The organism is Paremcibacter congregatus, from assembly GCF_006385135.1.
GTDB classification, from domain to species: Bacteria; Pseudomonadota; Alphaproteobacteria; order Sphingomonadales; family Emcibacteraceae; genus Paremcibacter; species Paremcibacter congregatus.
Genome location: NZ_CP041025.1, coordinates 670,133 through 691,991 on the forward strand (window position 1 = coordinate 670,133; position 21,859 = coordinate 691,991).

The following is a 21,859-nucleotide window of genomic DNA, read 5'->3' on the forward strand; positions in this document are numbered from 1 at the left end:
TCACACATTATGCACCTCCCGTGCTGACACCTTTGGTGCCATGAGGGTCTCACGTTTTTCCAAATATTTGATATTTCTGGCCTCCAATGCGTATTCAGAGGTGGTATATTTGATTACAGTTTGACGTTAGTTTTCGAAAAATGCCTTTTTCTTCAGAAGCCTGAATAGTGTTCTTGCGTATGTGTAAAATTTTGGTTTTGTAATCGCCTGTATCGCCCTGTAATATGGAGAAGTTTTCGAGTAACCAGAGTAGGGTGTTTGTGTGCAAGAACCAGTTTTGAATTTTTATGATGATGCCGGATTTGAGCAGGCGATTGATCAGTTGGGACTGTCTGGTGGCCACAGAATATTGCGTAAAATTACATTTCCCCATCCTTCTCAAGTGAATATTCTCAAACACAGTGGCATGGCAGACTACGCGATCCATAGGGGAATTTATCTCGATACGGAAACCACCGGACTTTCCCATGCCGAGGATGAGGTTATTCAGCTTTGCCTGTTGCCCTTCCTCTACGCCGTGGATGCGACGACAAACTATGCGCTGATCATCGGGGTATATCCTCCCTATGTTGGCTTTCAGGAACCGACCAGGCTATTGACCCAGGAGATCATTGATCTCACGGGAATCACGATGGCCATGCTGGTGGGGCAAACTCTGGATGTGCCGAAGATCGAAAGTCTTTTGGACAAGACCGATCTGGTCATTGCCCATAACGCGGCATTTGATCGACCCTTCACCCATGGCATCAGCGGGAAATTTTCCGAAAAGAAATGGGCCTGCTCCATGAGCAATATCCCGTGGAAGGATCAGGGATTTGAAAGTTTGAAACTGATCCATTTGGCGGCAGATCTTGGTTTTTATTTTGAACCACATCAGGCGGATAAGGATTGTCTGGCGGGTCTTGCCATTCTGGCGCAGGTGGGGGATGCCGGGGAAAGCTACTTTCAGCAGCTGATCCGGGCGGCGGCAGAGGACAGCGTTACGCTCCGCGCACAATTCGCACCTTTTGAACTGAAAGATGTGCTGAAGCAGCGCGGCTATCTTTGGAAGGATGGCAGTGACGGTATCGCAAAAGGCTGGGAGACGGTGGTCCCTCTCTCCGATGCCGATGGCGAAAGAGCCTGGTTGTCAGAAACCATCTATCATGGCGCAGAGAAATGGTATGAGAGAAGAGAAGACGCGCTGACCAGATTTACGAGGGCCTCCTAACACATCTGATGCCAAAATTACGGGAAGCCGAGGTTATTTTAAACCAGGGCAAGACAGTAGAGGAAGCGGCTCGTCAGTTGGGTGTCGCCGAACAAACCTGTTATCGCTGGCGTAGTCAGTATGGCGGGATGAAGCCGGATCAGGCGCGTAAGCTGAAGGATCTAGAACGTGAGAATGTCCGGCTCAAGAGAGCGGTTGCTGAGTTGACATTGGACCACTCAATGGGGGCACTGATTTCTGGCTTTATAACGTGACTATCCGAGATTGATGACCAGAGCCTGGGCGAGGCACATGGTGGCGGCGAAGGAACGGAAGCCGCTGACAGTGCTGATATCCGTATAAAAACATACATCACTTTCGAGGACCACCGGGCTGATTGGACTGTCGGTCATGGAAATGATCGTGGCGCCGCGTTCCTTGGCAGTGCGAATGGCGGACAGAACATCTTCAGCATATTTGGGGAAGGTGATGGAAATCAGCACGTCGCCCTTGCCCATCTGATTGATCTGTTCTTTCAGTAAACCGCCAACAGAATCAACCAGATAACTGCGGATGGAAAGTTGACTCATGCCATAATACATGAAACTCGCCGCCGGGAAGGAGCGTCGCTGACCGAGAATATAAACGGAATCAGCTCCTTTGATCATTCTGATCGCGGTATCGAGATCGTCGGGATTGATGTCTTTGCCCAAATGTTCTAGTGCGGAACGGTTAATGTCGATAAAAGTATCGAGAAATGTCAGGCTTTGTTTGTTCTTGTCGGATTGTTCCCGCCGTAAATCCTGAATGCGGTCGCTGTAGCTTTCGGCGACGCCCGGCAACTGGCGCACGAGACGGTCCTTGAAAATGGCCTGAACTTCTGAAAAACCGTCATAGTCCAGCGCCTGGGCAAAACGGATCAGACTGGAAGGCTGTACGCCAATCTGACGGGCCAGATCAGCATTGGTCTTGAGTGCGGTATCGTTGGGATTGGCCAGAACAAACTGGGAAATTTTCTTGAGCTGATTACTCAGTCCGTCAAAACGGGCGGACAAGAGATCGCATAATTCGCCATAGGTTTCAGCCGTTGGTGCTTTTTTCTTTGCCATACGCTTTGGTTTCTCCCCGGTGTTCTGGTTTGTTTTTACTTTATTATTCAATAATACGAAATCTTTCTAGACTTCGCAATAAAAATAGAATATTTATTCTTTAAATAGAATATTTATTTCATTTTGGGATGGCGACGAAATAAAAAAACACGACCGCCATGTGAAAGAAATATAGGACATATGCATCGAGGGATGCAATTACAAGAATAGGGAAACTTAGGGAGGATTTTGGTGCAATGTTGACTTTTGTGTCGTTTGTGGGCTTTACAGTCCTGGTGGCGGTGATTTCTTATATGAAGACCCGCCATGATAAAATGGACAGTTCGGATGCGTATTTTCTCGGGGGGCGCAGTCTGACGGCCTGGACGATTGCCGGCTCTTTGATGCTGACCAATCTGTCGACGGAACATCTGATCGGGTTGAATGCGGATGCGTTTAATCACACGATCGCGGTCGCGGCCTGGGAAACCACTGCGGCGTTGGCGATGGTCCTGACAGCCTTGTATTTCCTGCCGAAATATCTCAACAGTGGCCTGACCACCATTCCCCAGTTTCTCACCAATCGGTATGATGAAAAGACCCGGGTGATTGCGACATTGCTGTTTCTGTTGTCCTACGCCATTGCCATATTGCCGGTGGTGCTGCTGTTTGGCGCGACGGGGATTGAAAGCCTGTTTGACGTTTCGGAAACCCTGGGGCTGACCAAGGGCGAAGCCTTGTGGTTGACGGTGTGGGGGGTGGGATGCCTCGGATCACTCTATGCGATTTTTGGCGGTCTTAAGGCCGTGGCGATTTCCGACACCATCAATGGGGTTGGCTTTCTGATCGCCGGCCTGATGATTCCCATATTGGCTCTGATCATGATCGGCGACGGTGATTTCTTTGCAGGCTTGAACGAGCTCTATACGGAAGAGCACGAAAAATTCGATATAACAGGCAACGAGACAGGCTCCTTTCTGCCATTTGGTGTTCTGTTCACCGGTATGATCGTCAACCAGATTTTCTTCTGGTGCACCAATCAGTCGATTGTGCAACGGGCGCTGGGCGCGAAAAACCTGGCAGAAGGCCAGAAGGGGGTTCTGCTGGCGGCGGGGTTTAAATTGCTCGGGCCGTTTGTGATTGTCCTGCCCGGCGTAATCGCCTTTCATATGTTCAAGGATGTGTTACCGGCAGAGGATTACCTTCTGGCCTACCCCATGCTGGTCAAGGCGGTGCTGCCGACGGTGTTGACCGGTTTCTTCGCGGCGGTGATGATTGGCGCGGTGCTCAGTACTTTTAACAGTGTCTTGAACAGTTCTGCGACGCTGTTCTGTGAAGGCATATACAAGGTGTTTTACAATCGTGATGCTTCGGGGCCGGAACTGGTGAAAGCCGGTCGGATCACCAGTATTATTCTGGCGTTGGCGGCGATGACGGCGGCCCCTCTGATTGACACCAGCGGCAGTTTGTATAATTTTCTGCAGAAAGTGAATGCGACATTCTTTGGCCCCATGCTGGCCGTCATTCTGTTGGGTATGATGACGAAACATGTGTCAGCCTTCGCCGCCAAGATTGGTCTGATTGCGGGGCCGATTGTGTTTTACATGCTGGTATTCGGTTTCGGTGATCAGGTGCAGACGGGGTTGATGGCAGTGTTTGGCATGACAGATGAAGTTCATTTTCTACATTTGCTGGCCTTTGTATTTGTTCTGACGGTTCTCGGCATGCTTCTGATCAGTCACTTTAAACCGGCGGAACATATTTATGTCGCTGTGTTGGTCGACGCTGTCGATGTGACCCCTTGGCGTCACGCCAAACTTACCGGTGTGATCATTTCACTCATTACCGTGGGGTTCTATGTTCTGCTTGCCCAATAGCAGGGCGGGGAACGGAGGCGAGAAAAAATGCACAAGACAGTAAAAATTGGTTTGATTGGCGGGGGGTATATTGGCAAAACTCATGCCATTGCCTACCGCAGTCATCCGGTGGTTTTTGGGGGGCGGGTGATCCCGGAATTATACATGCTGGCCGAGCGCGACCTTGCGATCGCATCGGAACGGGCCCAGGCCCTGGGGTTTGCCAGAGCAACGGGGAACTGGCGGGATGTGATGGCTGATCCGGATATTGATATTGTCGCCATAGCCACTCCGAATGCGCAGCATAAGGAAATGGCGCTGGCCGCCATTGCCGCAGGAAAACATGTCTATTGTGAGAAGCCTTTGGCGCTGAATGCGGATGAAGCCCGGGAAATGGCGACGGCGGCACAGACGGCAGGCGTCGTCAATATGGTGGGGTATAACTATCTGGCCAATCCCCTGATTGCCCAGGCGAAGATCATGATCGACCGGGGGGATCTCGGGGAGATTATTCATTTTCGCGGGCGCCACAATGAGGATTATATGGCTGACCCGGCGGTGCCGTTTGGCTGGCGTTGTGATCGGACGTTATCGGGCACCGGTACATTGGGGGACATGGGTTCGCATATCATCTGTATGGCGATGCATCTGCTCGGTGATATTACGTCGGTGACGGCGGATCTTCAGACGGTCATCCCGCAACGCAAAATGGCGGATGGCACCTTGCGGGCCGTGGAAAATGAGGATCAGGCCCATTGTCTGGCCCGTTTTCACAGGGGCGCGATCGGCATTCTGGAAACCAGTCGTGTAGCGCAGGGCCGTAAACTGGGACTGGCGTTTGAAATCGTCGGGCGCACCGGTAGCCTGGTCTTCGATCAGGAGCGGATGAATGAGTTGAAATTTTACCGGAGTGGAAACCAAGAAGGCGAGCAGGGGTTTAAAACCCTTCTTGTTGCACCGGAGCATCCCGATTTTGTCAATTTCTGTCCCGCAGCGGGGCACGGATTGGGCTATAACGATCTGAAGATCATCGAAGTCGATAAGCTGCTGGCGGCGGTGGAGGCCGGGGCTCTGCCGCCTGTGGATTTTGAACAGGCCTGCAAGATTGAACAGGTGATTGACGCCTGTGTCCGCTCGGCAGAAACAGGAAAATGGGTGGCGCCGGCTGATATGTAGGTCTTGTGGATCATTCTGATTAAAAAAAGGCGCCTCTTCACGGAGGCGCCTTTTGTCTAGAAGTATAAGTCTATTTCAGTTTTAGAACATTCTCTATCACATTATAGATTTTATTCTGTTCCATAACACCTTTGATCTGATCGGCGCCAGGACCGCGGGCGTATATGGCGACATCTTCTCCGGCATGATGGCCTTTCGGCGCCGGAACGGCTGTTTGTTGCTTGTAATCGGGCGCTGTTGTGTCGACGGCTGCCGGATCATCCCGGGAGCCATCTTCATGGGGGCTGTTGGGACCAACATAATATCCCAGAGTGGTGATGGCCTTACCATCCGCCGCCTTGAAAGCTTCCGTCATCGGGTTTCCCTGAGTATCATTGGTTCGAATGGTGCCGAGTATCGGGTTGCCGCGGGTTGGATATCCGGCGATGACCAGGGTATGGCTATGGTCGGCGGTGACCAGGATCAGGGTATCTTCCTCACGGGTCATGTCCATCGCTTTTTGCACAGCCTTATTCAGTGCCACCCCGTCATGTAGAGCATGATAGGCGTTGGTGGCGTGATGCCCGTGGTCGATCCGTCCGGCCTCAACCATCAGGAAATAGCCTTTGTCCTTTTTCTGGAGAACGTGCAAGGCTTTCTCGGTCATGGCGGAGAGGGTTGGTTCCCCGCCGACATCCTGTTCCCGGTTGGCGCTAAACTGCATATGGCCCCGTTCAAACAGGCCCAGTAGATGGTCGGTTGTGGCGGGTTGTATGGCGTTGAACTGCTTTTCATTCCACACATAACCGGCATTGTTATATTTTGCGGTCCATTCGGCGGTCAGGTCGCGGCCATCGTCGCGTTTTCCGGTTTCTTCGGGATGTTCAGGATCAGCGAGGGTGGTGGGCAGGAAATTCTGCCGTCCGCCACCAAGCGCAACTTCCGGTCCGTCACCATAGGGAAACTCGATCAGTTGCCGGGCAATGTCGCGGCAGCCAAGCTTGCGGGCCTGGTCCGGCATGTCGCTGTCGGTTTCCCAATCTCGTTCCGACACATGGGCATAGGTGGTGGCCGGCGTGGCATGGGTCAGGCGGGCGGTTGTCACGACCCCCGTGGCAAGCCCTTTCTGTTCCGCCTTTTCCAGGGCGCTAAGGACAAAATGTTCCTCAGCGGGGATGCATTCACCGCGCCGGGAGCCGGGACCGACATTAATAAACCCGGCCTTGGTTTTAACGCCGGTCATAAAGGCGGTGGCGGTGCCGGCGGAATCCGGCACCTGCTGGTTGGTGTTGTAGGTCTTGGACAGAGCCACATGCGGAAATGTTTCCCAAGAGAGAACATTGTCTTCGCCTTGTCCGCCCTTGAGCTGGCCATCCAGAATACGAATGGCCGTCACAGTGCTGATGCCCATACCATCGCCGACGAAGAGGATGACATTTTTGGGGCGATCAGCTTTTGCGGCAGCAGGTGTAGATTCTGTTTGATCGAAACAGGAAACCAGAAGCAGGCTGGCGCAGATGAGTGTGCTGCTGGATAATAGTTTGAGCTTCACAATTATTCTCCTGACGGACGGCGGGGCGTCCAGCCGGTATATGTTTTAAGGTTCAGTTGGGTGGCAATGCGCTCCCAGGGCACCAGTTTGAAGTTCTGGTTTTCCGCCGGGGAAATATTGCGCCCGTCCTGTGCGATAAAGACACCGTAAGGGAAGGTGGATCCAAGCGGCGTGCTGATGACATCAAGTCCATCTGTTTCCGATGAACCGTCTATGCCGAGCGGCCCGTTGGCGACCACTGCGAAAGAGCCAAGATAGGCGTTATCTCCTGTGCGGTCAAAAACCGCATAGCTGTTATTGCCCTGGCTTGAGGCGATGATATAACCCGCGCCGTCCTGACCATAGTAAAGTGAAACCCCTTCAATATCGACTTCGAGATTTTTATGGTCGGTCGCATGAATGACGGCCTGTCGTGTGGTTCCGTCCTCCGGTTCCGCACCATATTTCCACAGGGCGACATCTTCTTCGCCGATGTAAAGAGCGCCGGTGTCATCATCGGCAACGCAGCCTTCCGTTTGTGAGCCCACAGTGAATTCCCGGACCAAGGAAAGGGAAATCCGGCCCTGTTTGGTGGGGCGCAGTTCAAACTGCTTCACTTGGCCTTCGTCTCCATTGAGAATGGCGTAGTATTTACCGGTTTTGCGGCTATGATACATGCAGTAGCCATAGGGGTCTTCCATGCCGCGTCCCTGAATGCCATCGCTGATATTGGACAGGTGGCCAGTCGCGTCGGCTTTATAAAGAGAAATCGACTTTTCGGTCCGGTTACTGGCGGAAACAATATCGACCTTCTCGCCATTTAAAGAAAAACCATAGCGGACATCTACATTGTTGACTTTGCCATCAGGGAGAAACTGCTTCACTTTGCCGGCAAGGTCATACACATATAGGCCGGACTTCTTGTCGGTGCCGATCACCAGACTTTGGCCCGGGTCCGTAGGATGGACCCATATGGCCGGGTCGTCCGCCGCATCACCGCCAACGGTGACCGGGGTGGTTTCCACAGTTGGGGTCACGGTCTTGATGCTTGTGAGGGCCGGTGTTTTTTTCACGGCATGATTAGATAAGTTAAGACTTTGTGCAATATCCGCCCAGGACAGGACCTTGAAGTTCAGTGCCTGATCGCCGTTGTCGTCATCTGAAAGAACAAGGGCTCCCTTTGCGGTTTGTGAAGTTAGGGGGCGGGGGGATGCAAAAAGGCCGGCGCTTTCTTCTACGCCGGGCACGGTAAATCGGCCCAGATAACGATCATCGTTATTCAGGTCATATACATTGAAACTGTTGCTGCTGGCGTTGGAGGCGATCAGAAGGTTATGCCCCGACAGATCCTGATACAGGGCAAGTCCGGCGACTTCTCCGTCAATCTGGCCAAATTTAACAATATCAACGATTTGCGGCGTGGCGTCGGTTTCTGGATCGCCTTTGAGTTTCCAGATGCCATTGGCTTCTTCCGCGGCATAGACATAACCGCTGCTGCTGTCTGCGGCGCAAAAGCCGACTTCCGAACCCAGCCGTAAGGACCTGACCGCGCGGCCGGCGACCTTGCCGGCACCATTGTCATAAATCACCCATTGCTCCATATGGCCGCCTTCACCGACAATATACAGGTAATGGTTTCTGTCGAGGGGGCTTTGGTAAAAACAAATGCCCTTGGTGGGAAAGGAAACGTCTATATTACCGGCGCTCACAGAGGTGAGTGAGGAATGAGCCTGGTTGGGTATGAAAAAGGAAACCTGATTGGCCGCGGTATCAAGGGCTGCGACAAGGGGGACCTCCTGTCCCGCCAGAGAAAAACTGCTTTGCAGGGCGAGAGACTCAATTTGCCCAATTTCTAACTGATTTGATCTTTTTCCGGATGCAGTTAGAATATCTATTCCGAAAGTTTCGTCGGCAGTCAGTATCATGTTCCGGGACGGTGATGCGGCATAAGTAAGGTATATCGCACTGTTGGCGTTGTTTCCCAGGGAGGGTTCTGTTTCAGTTATGTGATTGATTTCAAATACTTTTTGATCTGTCGTGGCCTGAGTCGCCGTGATGCTGCAAGACTGTAATAGGATAGTCACAAACGATATATATATAGGCTTTAGTGATTTATTGTGCATTTTAAACTCCATATTGAAACCCGCTATAAGTAAGGCTTTTTGCTCATAAATAGAAATTATATTCTATTTTAGTTGATAAATAGAATATTTGTTCTTAAGATAGGGGCACGAATACAGTTCGTCAATAGTTTAGAGTAGAAATATACATTAGCAGAGTTAATCTGAATATAGGGGCTTCAAAAAGCCAGGAGGAATACATGAAGAGAGTTATGCGCAGAGGAGCGCTTAAATCCGCTTTACTGGTATCCTGTATGCCATTAGCGGTAATTACGGCACCCCAGAGTTGGGCAGCACAGAGCAAGGGAATAGAAAAACCAGCGTCACTTGATATGGAAGAAGTTGTCGTTACCGGAGAGGTGGTAACCCGTAACCGGACATCTTCCGTTTCGCCGGAGCTGGTTTACGATACAGAATTTTTCCAGAAGTTCGAACCGATTTCCGCCGGGGATATGATGAAACGCGTCCCGGGCGTGGCCTTTACCAGTGATATCGGCGAGTATGATTCGCCACAAATGCGGGGAATGGCCGACGGGTTTACGCAAATTCTGGTCAACGGGCGTCCGTTGCCGGGAGCGGGAAATGACAGGACCGTCTTTGTTGACCGCATTCCTGCCGAACTGATTGACCGCATTGAAGTGATCCGTAGTCCAGGCGCCGATATCGACAGCCAGGGTGTCGGGGGCACGATTAATATTATTCTCAAGGATGGCGCCAATCTGCCGGAAGGTGGTTCGGCCCGTCTTGGGGGAATTTACTATGCTGCGGATGACAAATTCAGAGGGTCCGGGGCCCTGACCTATTCCGGTCGGGCTAATGATGACCGCATTGCTTATTCCATGGCGGTCAATGTGCAGTCGCGTTACAATGCCAAGAAAATGGTGGAAGAGACTATTCTGGCGGAACTTAACCCTGGTTTGGTGGATGGACGGGAAGTTTTCAGCCCGGACGATATCACACAGTCAAAGGCGTCTGAATATTCTGTTCAGCGGGATCAGCGTAAAAATCTCGATATTGCACTGAATTCTGATGTGACCTTCCAGATTGGTGATGAGGGAGCTTTGCGCCTTGACGGTTTCTACGTCAATACTGACCGGACCGAGCGTGAAGACACTGCATTATATGAAGTTGATGATGACGACCTTCCAACCAGTGCGTCCAATCCTTTGCTGGAAGATGAAAAGAGGACCGAAGACACAGATACGGACCTGAAGAATTTTGGTATTGGTTTGCTGTATGAGGATAAACTGTCAGACAGTCTGAGTATGGATTTTACGTTAAACTATAGCCAGTTTGATTCAACAGAGGCCAAATTTGGAAAACGGTTTGATTTTGTCGAGACCCTGACAGACGCGGACGAAAAGCTCGATAAAAGAGAGCTGGAAACAGAAAAAAGTCTTGATAAGGAATATGCCGGAAGCTTCTCGCTTGAAAAAGAGCTGGACAGTTTCAGCATCAAGGCCGGGTTTGCCGGGAAAATTAAAAAACGTAATTTTTCTAACCAATTAGAAGAAAGCGATGATAATGGCGTTCTGGCTGTTGAAGTCTTTAGTGATTTCTTTATTAAAGAAACCCGTGCGGATGGTTTTCTTGTCGGTCAGTGGGACGTTACAAGCGGCGTAACCTTCGAAGCCGGTGTCCGGATGGAACATACATCGACCCATCAGGAATTCGTTGATCTGGGCGGTAATGATGCGGCGACAAGCGCGAAAAGTACGCTGCTGAATCCCTCGGCCCATTTGCAGGCCGATGTGGGGGATAATGGCCAGGTCCGGGTAAGTGTTGCCCGCACGGTTCGTCGTCCGACTTTTGATCAACTGGTGCCGTCGGTTCTTACTGATGAGCCGGAAGATGATGATGCGGTGCGGGGAAATCCGGATCTGAAGTTTGAGAAATCCTGGGGACTGGACGTGGGCTATGAACATGTTCTGCCGGGTAAGGGCATCATGGGTGTCAATTTCTTCTACCGCAAGGTCAAGGACCTCAATCAGTTGGTGAACACCAACAGCACGATCACGGTTGGCGGAGATGATTTTAATCTTTATCAATACCGCAACGTCGGGGACGGCAAGACCTGGGGGATTGAGTTTGACATCAGTACAACCCTGGCATTTATCGATCTTGAAGAGACAGGCTTCTTTGCCAACTTTACCCGCATCTGGTCGGACCGGTTTGATGAGAATGCCCAGATGGATGTGCGTTTTAATCACCAGCCCAAGTTTGTTTATAACGTGGGCCTGACCCAGAATATTCCTGATTATGAAGTTACTTTTGGTGCCAGTTACCAGAAGCAGGGGCTGGCCCGTAGTGTCTTTCTTGGGGAGATTGAGGACCAGTGGTATGACGGAAATCTGGAAGTCTTTATCGAGAAACGCTTTGAGGGGGGCTTTACCCTGCGTCTGACCGGTAATAATCTGCTGAATGCGGAAAGCATTCAGGCGGAGCGTAATTTCGATGGCGACACCGCGGCCGAGGTTCTGGCCAACCAGAGAAGCGGCACGATCGACAATTACGAACTGGAAAGAGAGACGGCCTCGCGGATCTTTATGATCACAGGGCGTTATAGCTTCTAATCTTTCGGGCGTATCCCGACGATTATTACATTAGTCTGAACTTCAACCCCGCTGAAATATTTCAGCGGGGTCTTTTTTGGGAAAGCAGGTCTTTAGGGGGTGACAGCCCGGCCTTCCTGCATGGAGCGGGCGGCGGCCTCGGCGAGCCGCAGGGCTTCAACGCCATCCTCTATTGTCGTTTGGGGCAGGCAATTTCCGGCAAGAAGATTGACAAAATGATCCAGTTCTATCCGATAAGCGGCGTCATAGCGTTCGATGAAAAAATCTTGGACCCTGTCTTTGGTTGCGCCCTGATCCCCCCAGACGGCGACATGGGAGCACAGGATATTGTCAGCTTTGACCAGACCTTTGCTGCCGAAGGCTTCGATACGCTGATCGTAGCCATAGACGGCGCGGCGGCTGTTGCTGATGCTGCAGAGTTTGCCAGATGCCGTTTTTAACGTAATCTTGGCGCTGTCGATGTCCCCAGCATCGCCGATGGCCGGGTCAACCAGACAACTGCCGGCGGCATAAATTTCGCTGACCGGCTCGCCCAGCAGCCAGCGGGCCATATCAAAATCATGGATCGTCATGTCTTTAAACAGGCCGCCGCTTTGATTGATATAGGATACGGGTGGTGGTGCAGGGTCATGGCTGGTAATCTGGAGCATTTCCAACTCGCCGATCTGGCCGTCTTCGATAGTTTGTTTCAGTCGGGCGAAATCAGGATCATAGCGCCGGTTAAAGCCCAGCAGGAATTTTGCTTCATGCTGCATCACCGCCTGAAGGCAGGCTTCCGAGGTGGCCAGGTCGAGGTCAATGGGCTTCTCGCAGAAAATATGTTTGCCTGCCTCGGCACACTTAATAATATATTCTGCATGGGTGGACGTCGGGCTGGCGATCAGCACCGCATCCAGTTGAGGGTCGGCCAGGACCTGATCAAGCGTACCGGCTTGTGTGCCGAATTCGGTGGCGAGGTCCTCTGCTGACGTCGGTTGAAAGTCGACGATATAACGGAGATCCAGGCCCGGATGAAGATAGGCATTCCGTGCATGGACGGCGCCAATTCTGCCAGCGCCGATGATTGCGATTGAATACATTGTTTTTTCCTTGTTCAAATTCAAAAATTTAACATAAATAGAATAAATATTCTTGACAATAGCCAAAAATAGAATAAATATTCTATCTATAGAATAAAAATTCTCAACCGAAAAATCAGATTTCATTATAGACTATAATCTGAGCTTAAGGAGATAAAGACAGTGATGCCTTTACTAGACACTTATCGCGCGGGTTTTGATCTGGGATTAACCCATATCACGCGTTTCGATGACTCGGCGGAGGTCACCACCATCGGCGTGGCTGTTCTCAAGCTGGCGCCGACGCAAACTTATGTACTGACCCTTGAAAATGAGATGGCCCTTCTGGTCATGCAGGGTAAGCTGACAGCTGATGTCGACGGGACGGCATATGTGTTTGAACGTCACAGCCTGTTTGATGAGCAGCCAAGCTGTATACACGCCGCCAAAGGTGTCCGGGTTGAACTGCGGGCCGAGACAGAGGTCGAGTTTACGCTTTATCAATGTGAGAATGAAAAAACTTTCCCGACAGAAGTTTATCTGCCTGATGGCGGCAAAGACGAACATCGGGGTAAAGGCCAGGTGGGTGATACCTGTTTGCGTTTTGTGCGTACGATTTTTGACGACAATAACTCGCACCGCAATGCGGAACTGGTTTTGGGGGAAGTGATCACCATGCCGGGGAAATGGTCGTCCTACCCCCCGCACAGTCATCCCCAACCGGAAATTTATCATTACCGTTTCACGGACCCTCGCGGATGGGGACACGCGGAACTGGGGGAGGATGTTATGAAGGTACGTCCCAATGATACGGTACGGATCGTCGATAATAAAACCCATGCCCAGGTCGCCGCGCCGGGCTATGGCATGTATTACGCCTGGATCATTCGTCATCTGCCCGATGACCGTTACAGCATCCCAAAATTTGAAGAACAACATCAATGGATCATGGATCCAGACGCCACATACTGGCAGCCGAAGGAATAGATATAATGACATTTTCTCAAACACTCGACGTAATCTGTATGGGTCGGGCAGGGGTAGACCTGTATGGTGATCAGGTGGGCAGCCGTCTGGAAGATATGCAGAGCTTTTCAAAATATGCTGGTGGGTGTCCGACGAATATCGCCATTGGCACCAGTCGCCTGGGATTGAAATCCGCGCTTTTAAGCCGGGTGGGCAATGAACATATGGGCCGTTTCCTGCGGGAAACCCTGATGCGTGAAGGTGTCAATACCGATGCTCTGGCCACGGATTCGGAACGGCTGACGGGCTTGGTGGTTCTCGGGCTACGTGACCGCCAAACCTTTCCTCTGATTTTTTATCGGGAAAATTGCGCCGATATGGCGTTGGATTCCACGGATGTGAATGAGGAATTTATTGCCTCCGCCAAGGCGTTATTGGTGAGTGGAACTCATTTCTCCACCGAAAATGTCGACGCCGCGAGCCGTCTCGCCATGACGTATGCTAGAAAGCATAACCGCCATGTGGTTCTGGATATTGATTATCGACCGGTGCTCTGGGGTCTGACCGGGCATGATCTTGGTGAACAACGTTTTGTGCCTTCCCGGAAGGTCAGCGAGCATATTCAGTCTTTCCTGGGGGACTGCACCGTGATTGTCGGCACAGAAGAAGAATTCCATATTGCCGGCGGCAGCGAGGACACGGTATCGGCTCTCCAGAAAGTGCGGACCCTGACGGATGCGGTGCTGGTGGTCAAACTGGGGGCGCAGGGCTGCGCCTATTTCGACGGTGCGATCCCGACGGCAATCGTAGAAGAGAGCATCATCCCTGGTTTTCCGATCGAAGTGTTTAATGAACTGGGGGCCGGCGATGCCTTTATGTCCGGTTTCCTGCGCGGGTTTCTCGGGGGCAAGGATCTGAAAACAGCCTGCCGTTATGGCAATGCCTGCGGGGCGATTGTTGTGTCCCGTCATGGCTGCTCTCCCGCCAGTCCCAGTGCCGAAGAACTGGATTATTTTCTCGCACAGGGCAGCGCCCATTTCCGTTTGCGCGAAGATGAAGACCTGAATCACATTCATTGGGCCACCACCCGGAAACATGCCTTGCGGGAAATTATGGCCTTCGCCTTTGATCATCGGTCCCAACTGGTGGATATCGCCGGGGATCGCGAGGATGTGGCCGGCAGTATCGCAGCGTTTAAAGGACTATGCTTGACGGCGGCGATACAGGTTCAGGATAAATATAAAAACCGGGGGTTGGGGATATTATGTGATGGCCAGTTCGGGGAAGATACCCTCGCCGCCTCAGCGGGGCGTAATCTTTGGGTCGGGCGGCCGATTGAAGTGCCGGGATCCCGGCCTCTGGAATTGGTGGGCGGCGATGATGCGGGGTCTAGCTTACGCGTCTGGCCGGAAGACCATTGCATTAAATGTCTGGTGTTCTATCATCCGGATGACGCCGAGGAGCTGAAGGCTGCGCAGGAGCGGACGGTGATGACCCTGTTCCACAGCGCCCGAAAGAATGGCAAGGAGCTGTTGCTGGAAATTATTCCGCCCAAAGGCGCGCCGCGCGACGAGGCGACGGTTTCGGATAGTTTGGCGCGTTTTTATGATCTGGGGGTGAAACCTGACTGGTGGAAACTGCCTGCGCCGCTGAATGCTCAAGAGTGGGACAATCTCAGTGAGGTGATTACCGCGCGGGACCCTTATTGTCGCGGGGTGGTGATGCTGGGGCTGGATGCGCCAGAAGACCAGATTAAACAAGCTCTCAGTCTTGCGGCCCGTCAACCGGTCTGTAAAGGTTTTGCCATTGGACGGACGATATTTGGCAATGCCGCCCGGGCCTGGTTCGCCGGAGAAGCCACGGATGAGCAGGCTGTCATGATGATGAAAGAATCTTATGACAGGTTGGTGGCGCATTGGGTTTCCGTGCGGGATTAAGGCATGTGTGAAGAACGGGATAAGACATGAAGACAATAAGACTAACCACAGCTCAGGCTTTGGTGCGTTACATGATGGCCCAGCGAGTGATCGTAGAAGAGCGCGATTTACCCTTGTTTGCCGGAACGTTCGCCATATTCGGTCACGGTAATGTGGCGGGGATGGGGGAGGCTCTCTATCAGGTCAGAGATCAGTTTCCCACCTTTCGGGCGCACAATGAACAGGCAATGGCCCATGCGGCCATTGCCTATGCCAAGACCCGGATGCGACGCCAGATGATGGCCTGCACCACCTCGGTGGGGCCGGGGGCCACGAACATGATAACCGCAGCTGCTTTGGCGCATGTCAACCGGCTGCCCCTTTTGCTGCTGCCGGGCGATGTTTTCGCCAACCGGAGGCCGGACCCAGTATTGCAGCAGATAGAGAATTTCACTGACCCCACGACTGTGGCCAATGACTGCTTCAAGCCGGTTAGTCGCTATTGGGACCGGATTACGCGGCCGGAGCAACTGATTACCAGCCTGCCACAGGCCATCCGGACGCTCACCAGTCCCTCAGATTGCGGGCCGGTGACCCTGTGTCTTCCGGAAGATGTTCAGGCGGAAAGCTATGACTATCCGGCGGTTTTCTTTGAACGCCGTTATCATGACCAGCTTCGGCCTGAACCGGACCGGGGGGAACTGACACGGGGGCTGGATATATTATCCCGGGCGAAAAATCCTCTGATTATTGCCGGGGGGGGCGTCTTATACAGCGGGGCAACCGATAGCTTGGCTTCTTTTGCAGAGCGTTATATGATTCCGGTGGCCGAAACCCAGGCCGGCAAGGGCAGTCTACCGTGGAATCATAAATCTGCAGTGGGGGCTGTGGGGGTTACCGGATCGGCGGCGGCCAATGAATTGGCGCGGGAAGCGGATGTTGTCTTCGCCGTCGGCTGCCGTCTGTCGGATTTCACGACAGGATCCCGTTCGTTGTTTCAAAACCCGGATGTTACGCTTCTGGGCCTGAATGTCTGCGCTTTTGACAGCATCAAGCATCGGGCGGAGCCATTGGTCTGCGACGCCAAGGTCGGGCTGGAAAAGCTGGATCATGGTCTGTCATCAACGGTTAGTGCCACCCGTAAAGCCTGGTATGACAGGGCGTATGGGCTGGCGCAGGGCTGGCATGAAGTGACCGACCAGCTTACGGCCAAAGTGGATGGGGACTGTCCCACCGATGCCCAGGTCGTGGGCGCAGTGCAGCGCAGTGCGGGCGCGCAGGATGTAGTTGTCTGCGCGGCCGGCGGTTTGCCGGGAGAGCTACATAAACATTGGCGTACTGATCAGCCCGGCGGTTATCATGTGGAATATGGCTATTCCTGCATGGGGTATGAGATCGCCGGGGGACTGGGGGTCAAAATGGCAAAACCGGACAGTACGGTTTTTGTTGTAGTGGGGGACGGGTCCTACCTGATGATGAACAGTGAAATTGCCACGTCCGTTTTGTTGAATCGGAAGCTTGTTATTGTGGTGCTGGACAATGGTGGTTTTGGCTGCATCAACCGTTTGCAGCAGGGCTGCGGCAATGAAAGTTTTAATAACCTGTTTGCGGAGGGGACGCGGGTTGACGGGGAAATCCCCCAGGTGGATTTCGCGGCCCATGCCGCCAGTCTCGGGGCTGAAAGTACCGAGGTCACGGATGTCGCCGGATTGGAACAGGCCTTGAAGCAGGCCCGGCGTCATAGCAAGACTTCGGTTATTGTGATCCGCACCGATGCGAAAACCACGACCCAGGAAGGGGGCAGCTGGTGGGATGTGCCCATGGCGGAAGTTTCGTCGTCAGAGGACGTCAGTGCCGCCCGTCAGGTCTATCAGGATAAAATAAAACATCAAAAGGTGGATGGATAACGATGATTAAAATTGGCACTAATCCGATTGCATGGTCGAATGATGATATGCAGGAAATCGGTGGAGAGACATCATTGCAAACCTGTTTGCAGGAGGCCGCGGCGGCGGGCTATGCCGGGATTGAACTTGGTCATAAATTTCCGCGTGAGGCGGTGGCCCTGAAGGCGGAACTGGCCCCTCACGAACTTGATCTGATTTCCGGGTGGTACAGTAGTTTTCTGCTGGATCGTTCGGCGGAAGACGAAATTGCCCATATGCAGCCCCATCTGGCGCTCTTGAAGGCTATGGGCTGTGGTGTGATGGTCTGGGCCGAATGCAGTGGTGCTATTCATGGCGACCGTCTGATGCCCCTGTCGCGGCGGCCGCGTATGGCGGCGGCGGATTGGGAAGGCTTTAGTCAGAAACTGACACAGGTGGCAAATTATCTCGCAGATCAAGGGGTTGCGATGGCGTACCATCATCATATGGGCACGGTCATTGAAACGGAAGACGAGGTCTGCAAGCTGATGGAGATGACCGGCGATACGGTCGGGCTTCTTCTGGATACCGGACATATCAGTTTTGCCGGCGGGAATCCGGGACGGCTGACGGAAAAATTCAAACATCGTATCCGCCATTTCCATGCCAAGGATATTCGCTCGGACGTGGCCCGTGCAGCCGTGCATCAGGATAAGAGTTTTCTCGAGGCTGTTCTGGACGGGGTTTATACAGTGCCCGGGGACGGAAATATAGACTATCGGCCATTATTTTACAGTCTGTTCGGGGCGAATTATCAGGGCTGGGTCGTGGTGGAAGCGGAACAGGATCCGGAAAAGGCCAATCCGTTTATTTATGCCCGGAAAGGCTACGACTATCTGAGGCAAACATTACAGGAAACCGGCTTCTCTATTGCTGGAAAAAAGGGAGACATAGAATGAAGACCATCTTTAAAGCAATCACGGTTGGTGCTGCGTTGATGACAACGGTTACCGCCTGCGCCGTTGCGCAGGACGATACCATTGAGTTTCTGGCTTTCGGCGACAGCGGCTATCATCTTGAATACCAAAAAGCCAAAGTGCATAAAAACCCGGTCAAAACGAAAGAAGCCTATATTGCGGGATTTACCGAGAAATATGCGGAGAAGAATTTCCCGCTTGATCGATTGCCGCCGCCGCCACTGGAATACAGCGCGGCCATGGGTGGGTATGTTATGGAAAGCGGCATGACCGCCGTGGCGTCAGGGATGAAGCAATATTGCACGGTGGAAAAATGTAATTTCGCCGTAATGCTGGGGGATAACATCTATCCTGATGGCGCCACATTGGGCACAGATGGTAAGGATGATGCGACCCGGTTTCAGGACATGTTTGTGGAACCGTTTGGTGATCTTGGCGCGGCGGTAAAGGATTTTGCCATCTATGTGGCGCTGGGCAATCATGACTGGCATACGTCGCGGGAAGGCGCGCTGGCTCAGGTCGACTTTATGGAGAAAACAAGACCTTTCTATATGGATGGCCTGTTTTATACGGTTAAACCCCCGGCGGGGAAAGGCGATGTCGAGCTGTTTATTGTTGACACGGAAGTGCTGTTATCCTCAACAACCGTGTATGATGCCAGGCTGGATGAAAATGGTCATCCGGTAAGCCATACAGAAGTTGATGACCGCGACCCGTGGACTGTGCCGGCCACAGAGGCGGAACGCAACATGGCGGCATGGCTGGAACAGAGCCTGAAAAATTCGACCGCAAAATGGAAATTTGTTATCGCCCATCACCCGATTTGGGCGTCTGCGGGCAGTAAATTTGAACAGGGCAAGGCGTTGGCGAAACTGATCCTGCCGAGCATGTGTAAATATGCGGATGGATATTTTGTGGGTCATGAGCATACTTTGGAAGTCCACACGGATAACTGCCAGACGGCATTGGGGACAGTGGCGGAGCTTCCCTTGCCACAAATCCTGTCCGGCGCGGCCTCCAAACAACGACCGATAAATCCCAATTTCAAAGCCTATCAGGATAAGAACAATCCTCAGAATGAAGCGCTTTGGGTTCAGGACATGATTTATGGCTTTTCTCATATTACCCTGCAGGGCGATATGATGACGGTTAAAATGATGACAACGCCGAATGATGGGTCTTATGCGCCGGTCGAAGCGTTTCGGCATACTTTCAAGCGGCGCTCCCATCTGATGAGTGACAAGAAGTAAGGCTTTGTAATTAAATTTAATACTTTTGACCGGGCCCTTGTCAAAAAACAGGGGCCCGGTCAGCGTTGACGCTGTATCTTCAATTGGACGGTTTTAATTCTTATTTTAAAATACAAACTGCAAAGACATAAGTAGATAACCCCAATAACAACCTCTGTCAGGCTAAATGCTCCGAGGAATAAAAAGAATGCCGCTGAAAAAATAATAAACCCCAGGCTATAGAATATGAGCGCGCGAGGACCCAGTTTAAAATGAGCTTGTTCGTAAACTTCCGGCAACAGCTTCGGCAACCTTAAAACGGCAATCCCTGTCAGTATCTGCATGACCATAATGCCCAGAACGGCGGCTTGTGCGTAATCTGTAATGGTTCCCCCTATAAATATACCCGCCATTGACAATAAACCGACAAGTAAAACCGCACGAACCGGTACCCCTCTGCGCTCATCAATTTTAGCAAAGTACTTTGGAAATATATTAACCTCTGCTCCTTTAAACCAATCCCGGCTCAAGGCCATGAGCAGGCCATTGATGGAGGTTGCCGCAGCAAAAAGAGCACTGATTGCGATCAAATCCACTATCCAGTCAGGAAGAAAAACTTCTGCTGCCGTGACCACAGCCATAGAAGTATCTGCGTAAGATGCCCAAGGAAGCGTCATGACCAGAGCCAGAGGAACCAGCGTATATATGGCGAGAATAACCGCAAAGCTGATAAAAATTGCCCGAGGAATGGTTCTGCTGGGATTTTTGATTTCTCCTGCAATTTCCGTGATTACAAAAACCCCTGAATAAGAAAAATAGGCGGTAACAGCCGCCAGAACTACAGGTGAGAATCCTTTAGGGAAAAAAGGTTTTATCAACTCAGCATCTCCCTGGGCAACGCCTCCCACACCAAATATGGTCAGGGTTAGAAGAAAGAAAACCACCAGAATACCCTGAATTTTAGCGGCAAAATCTATCCCAAAGCAGTTGGTTATCATAAAGAGAAGGGTGATTGTTATGGACGTTATTGTAACATCTGTGCGGGGGAAGAAATGCTGGAGATAATCTGCAAAGCCAAACGCAATTAAAGGGACAATTATCGCGGCCATTGGCACCAGTAGACAAAGATAAATGAATCCCCAGTATGGTGATAGAACTTTACTGACGATCATAAAACTGGCGCCGCTTACCGGGAATGCGCCGCCGACCTGGGCCATGACAAAGCATGCGAAGATGGCTGGAATACTCGCCAGTAAATAGGCCAGGAATACTGCTGGCCCCGCCTCGACGGCTAATGACCCAGGCAATACAAATATGGTCGCACCAACGATAAAACCAATAATGATGAAAACGGCCGATTTAAGACCAATAGTGCGATGTAAAGAAGACGTATTCATTTAAATATACTCCAACCACTAAACATACTCATTCGACCTCGGGAAGATTTCTTTTCTACAAATGAATCATAGAAATACGTGGGACGTTTGAGAAGCATTGCTCACAAGAAGACTTCGACCGTCACCTGTTTGATAATGGAAAGATCTCCTTCAAAGATGGTTTCCGTTTGGGACACTCACGTTTCAGAAGAAAAAGTCAGTTTTGGCGTAAGATTATGTCCTATGGTTTTTTGACTAAAGCGAGCGCATTTTCAGCTACTAAATGAGCAACATCTTTTTCTGAAAGTCTTGCTTCTTTTTGGAACCAGTAGATGGAATGTTCAACGGCGCCCATAATGAAAAAAGTTGTTACGGTAATATCCGTTATTTGAAAGACCCCGTCTGATTTCCCCCGCATGAGGATATCTTTTAATAACCTGACCTGTTTTTTTTGAAGAGCGTTGGTTTGCTCCAATTGCTCCGGGAGCATGAAGTTTTCATTCAAGTGATGCTGGCCACTTAATGTAGAGGTTTCCTGACTTTCCAATAAAGATAACGTATGAGAAAATACATAGGCATAAAGTTTGTCTTGGGCGGTATCTTTTGCTTCTGTTACGTTTTGCAGACAAACATCGTATAAGGCATTTATACCATCGACGATGTAGGTGAATAAAATCTCATTTTTTGTTTTAAAATGATTATACAGAGACGGTGCTTTGATACCGACAATTTTTGCAATATCCACAAGACTTGTTCCTACGTAACCTTGTTTGGAGAAAAGCATTGCGGCCGCCTGCAGAATTTCCTGTCGGGTATTTCGGTTTGCTTGTGTGCGTAGCCATCCTATGGGTTGTCGTGCCATGTCATCTTTCTATCGTCATTGAGTGTGAGTTAGTATAAATAAAATACTATCATTAGTTAGGGTTTGTGCAAATTAAAATGCCTTAAAAGAAAGGGTAG

The 21,859-nt window shown here is 51.3% G+C and carries 15 protein-coding genes and 1 pseudogene; 10 read left to right on the plus strand and 6 right to left on the minus strand.

Annotation, left to right across the window (positions count from 1 at the left end; translation table 11 throughout):
* The first annotated feature begins 262 nt into the window (after positions 1-262).
* Together FIV45_RS03070 and FIV45_RS03075 are read left to right on the plus strand one after the other, a co-directional pair.
* Positions 263-1,210, plus strand: coding sequence for a 3'-5' exonuclease (locus tag FIV45_RS03070; protein WP_099470905.1), 948 nt, complete (start codon positions 263-265; stop codon positions 1,208-1,210).
* 8 nt (positions 1,211-1,218) lie between these two features.
* Positions 1,219-1,425 (plus strand): annotated as a pseudogene (locus tag FIV45_RS03075) (transposase); the annotation flags it as partial.
* Positions 1,426-1,464: 39 nt separating this feature from the next.
* On the opposite strand, the gene FIV45_RS03080 reads toward FIV45_RS03075, so the two are convergent.
* Entirely contained in the window at positions 1,465-2,298 is an 834-nt protein-coding gene (locus FIV45_RS03080; protein WP_133118505.1) for a MurR/RpiR family transcriptional regulator, read from the minus strand.
* A gap of 236 nt (positions 2,299-2,534) precedes the next feature.
* Here FIV45_RS03080 and FIV45_RS03085 point away from each other — a divergent pair, with 236 nt between their 5' ends.
* The gene (locus FIV45_RS03085; protein WP_099470908.1) at positions 2,535-4,154 is read left to right on the plus strand and encodes a solute:sodium symporter family transporter; all 1,620 of its coding nucleotides are present in this window, start codon (positions 2,535-2,537) and stop codon (positions 4,152-4,154) included.
* A 27-nt stretch (positions 4,155-4,181) separates the two neighbouring features.
* Positions 4,182-5,309, plus strand: coding sequence for a Gfo/Idh/MocA family protein (locus FIV45_RS03090; RefSeq protein ID WP_099470909.1), 1,128 nt, complete (start codon positions 4,182-4,184; stop codon positions 5,307-5,309).
* Between the two features lie 70 nt (positions 5,310-5,379).
* Here the strand turns inward: FIV45_RS03090 and FIV45_RS03095 are convergent, their stop codons facing one another.
* Together FIV45_RS03095 and FIV45_RS03100 are read right to left on the minus strand one after the other, a co-directional pair.
* Entirely contained in the window at positions 5,380-6,840 is a 1,461-nt protein-coding gene (locus FIV45_RS03095; RefSeq protein WP_099470910.1) for an alkaline phosphatase family protein, read from the minus strand.
* 2 nt (positions 6,841-6,842) lie between these two features.
* The gene (locus tag FIV45_RS03100) at positions 6,843-8,954 is read right to left on the minus strand and encodes a phytase (protein ID WP_099470911.1); all 2,112 of its coding nucleotides are present in this window, start codon (positions 8,952-8,954) and stop codon (positions 6,843-6,845) included.
* A 239-nt stretch (positions 8,955-9,193) separates the two neighbouring features.
* Here FIV45_RS03100 and FIV45_RS03105 point away from each other — a divergent pair, with 239 nt between their 5' ends.
* Positions 9,194-11,512, plus strand: coding sequence for a TonB-dependent receptor plug domain-containing protein (locus FIV45_RS03105; protein ID WP_165776861.1), 2,319 nt, complete (start codon positions 9,194-9,196; stop codon positions 11,510-11,512).
* A 92-nt stretch (positions 11,513-11,604) separates the two neighbouring features.
* Here the strand turns inward: FIV45_RS03105 and iolG are convergent, their stop codons facing one another.
* The gene (gene iolG, locus FIV45_RS03110; protein WP_099471063.1) at positions 11,605-12,591 is read right to left on the minus strand and encodes an inositol 2-dehydrogenase; all 987 of its coding nucleotides are present in this window, start codon (positions 12,589-12,591) and stop codon (positions 11,605-11,607) included.
* A 165-nt stretch (positions 12,592-12,756) separates the two neighbouring features.
* Between iolG and FIV45_RS03115 the strand changes: the two genes are divergently transcribed.
* Genes FIV45_RS03115 through FIV45_RS03135 form a run of 5 tightly spaced genes read left to right on the plus strand, consistent with a single transcriptional unit; the run spans position 12,757 to position 19,544 of the window.
* Positions 12,757-13,557: a 5-deoxy-glucuronate isomerase gene (locus tag FIV45_RS03115; RefSeq protein WP_099470913.1), complete on the plus strand. Its 801-nt coding sequence runs from the start codon at positions 12,757-12,759 to the stop codon at positions 13,555-13,557.
* A gap of 5 nt (positions 13,558-13,562) precedes the next feature.
* On the plus strand, positions 13,563-15,473 hold the full coding sequence (locus tag FIV45_RS03120) for a bifunctional 5-dehydro-2-deoxygluconokinase/5-dehydro-2-deoxyphosphogluconate aldolase (protein WP_099470914.1): 1,911 nt from the start codon (positions 13,563-13,565) through the stop codon (positions 15,471-15,473).
* A gap of 26 nt (positions 15,474-15,499) precedes the next feature.
* The gene (gene iolD / locus FIV45_RS03125) at positions 15,500-17,359 is read left to right on the plus strand and encodes a 3D-(3,5/4)-trihydroxycyclohexane-1,2-dione acylhydrolase (decyclizing) (protein ID WP_099470915.1); all 1,860 of its coding nucleotides are present in this window, start codon (positions 15,500-15,502) and stop codon (positions 17,357-17,359) included.
* Between the two features lie 2 nt (positions 17,360-17,361).
* Positions 17,362-18,276: a myo-inosose-2 dehydratase gene (gene iolE / locus FIV45_RS03130; protein ID WP_099470916.1), complete on the plus strand. Its 915-nt coding sequence runs from the start codon at positions 17,362-17,364 to the stop codon at positions 18,274-18,276.
* Complete coding sequence (locus tag FIV45_RS03135; protein ID WP_099470917.1) at positions 18,273-19,544, plus strand: metallophosphoesterase; 1,272 nt, start codon at positions 18,273-18,275, stop codon at positions 19,542-19,544. The genes iolE and FIV45_RS03135 overlap by 4 nt, the downstream gene beginning before the upstream one ends.
* Positions 19,545-19,603: 59 nt before the next feature.
* Here the strand turns inward: FIV45_RS03135 and FIV45_RS03140 are convergent, their stop codons facing one another.
* Together FIV45_RS03140 and FIV45_RS03145 are read right to left on the minus strand one after the other, a co-directional pair.
* Complete coding sequence (locus FIV45_RS03140; protein WP_099470918.1) at positions 19,604-20,920, minus strand: APC family permease; 1,317 nt, start codon at positions 20,918-20,920, stop codon at positions 19,604-19,606.
* A gap of 220 nt (positions 20,921-21,140) precedes the next feature.
* Entirely contained in the window at positions 21,141-21,761 is a 621-nt protein-coding gene (locus FIV45_RS03145; protein ID WP_099470919.1) for a TetR/AcrR family transcriptional regulator, read from the minus strand.
* Positions 21,762-21,859 lie beyond the last annotated feature (98 nt).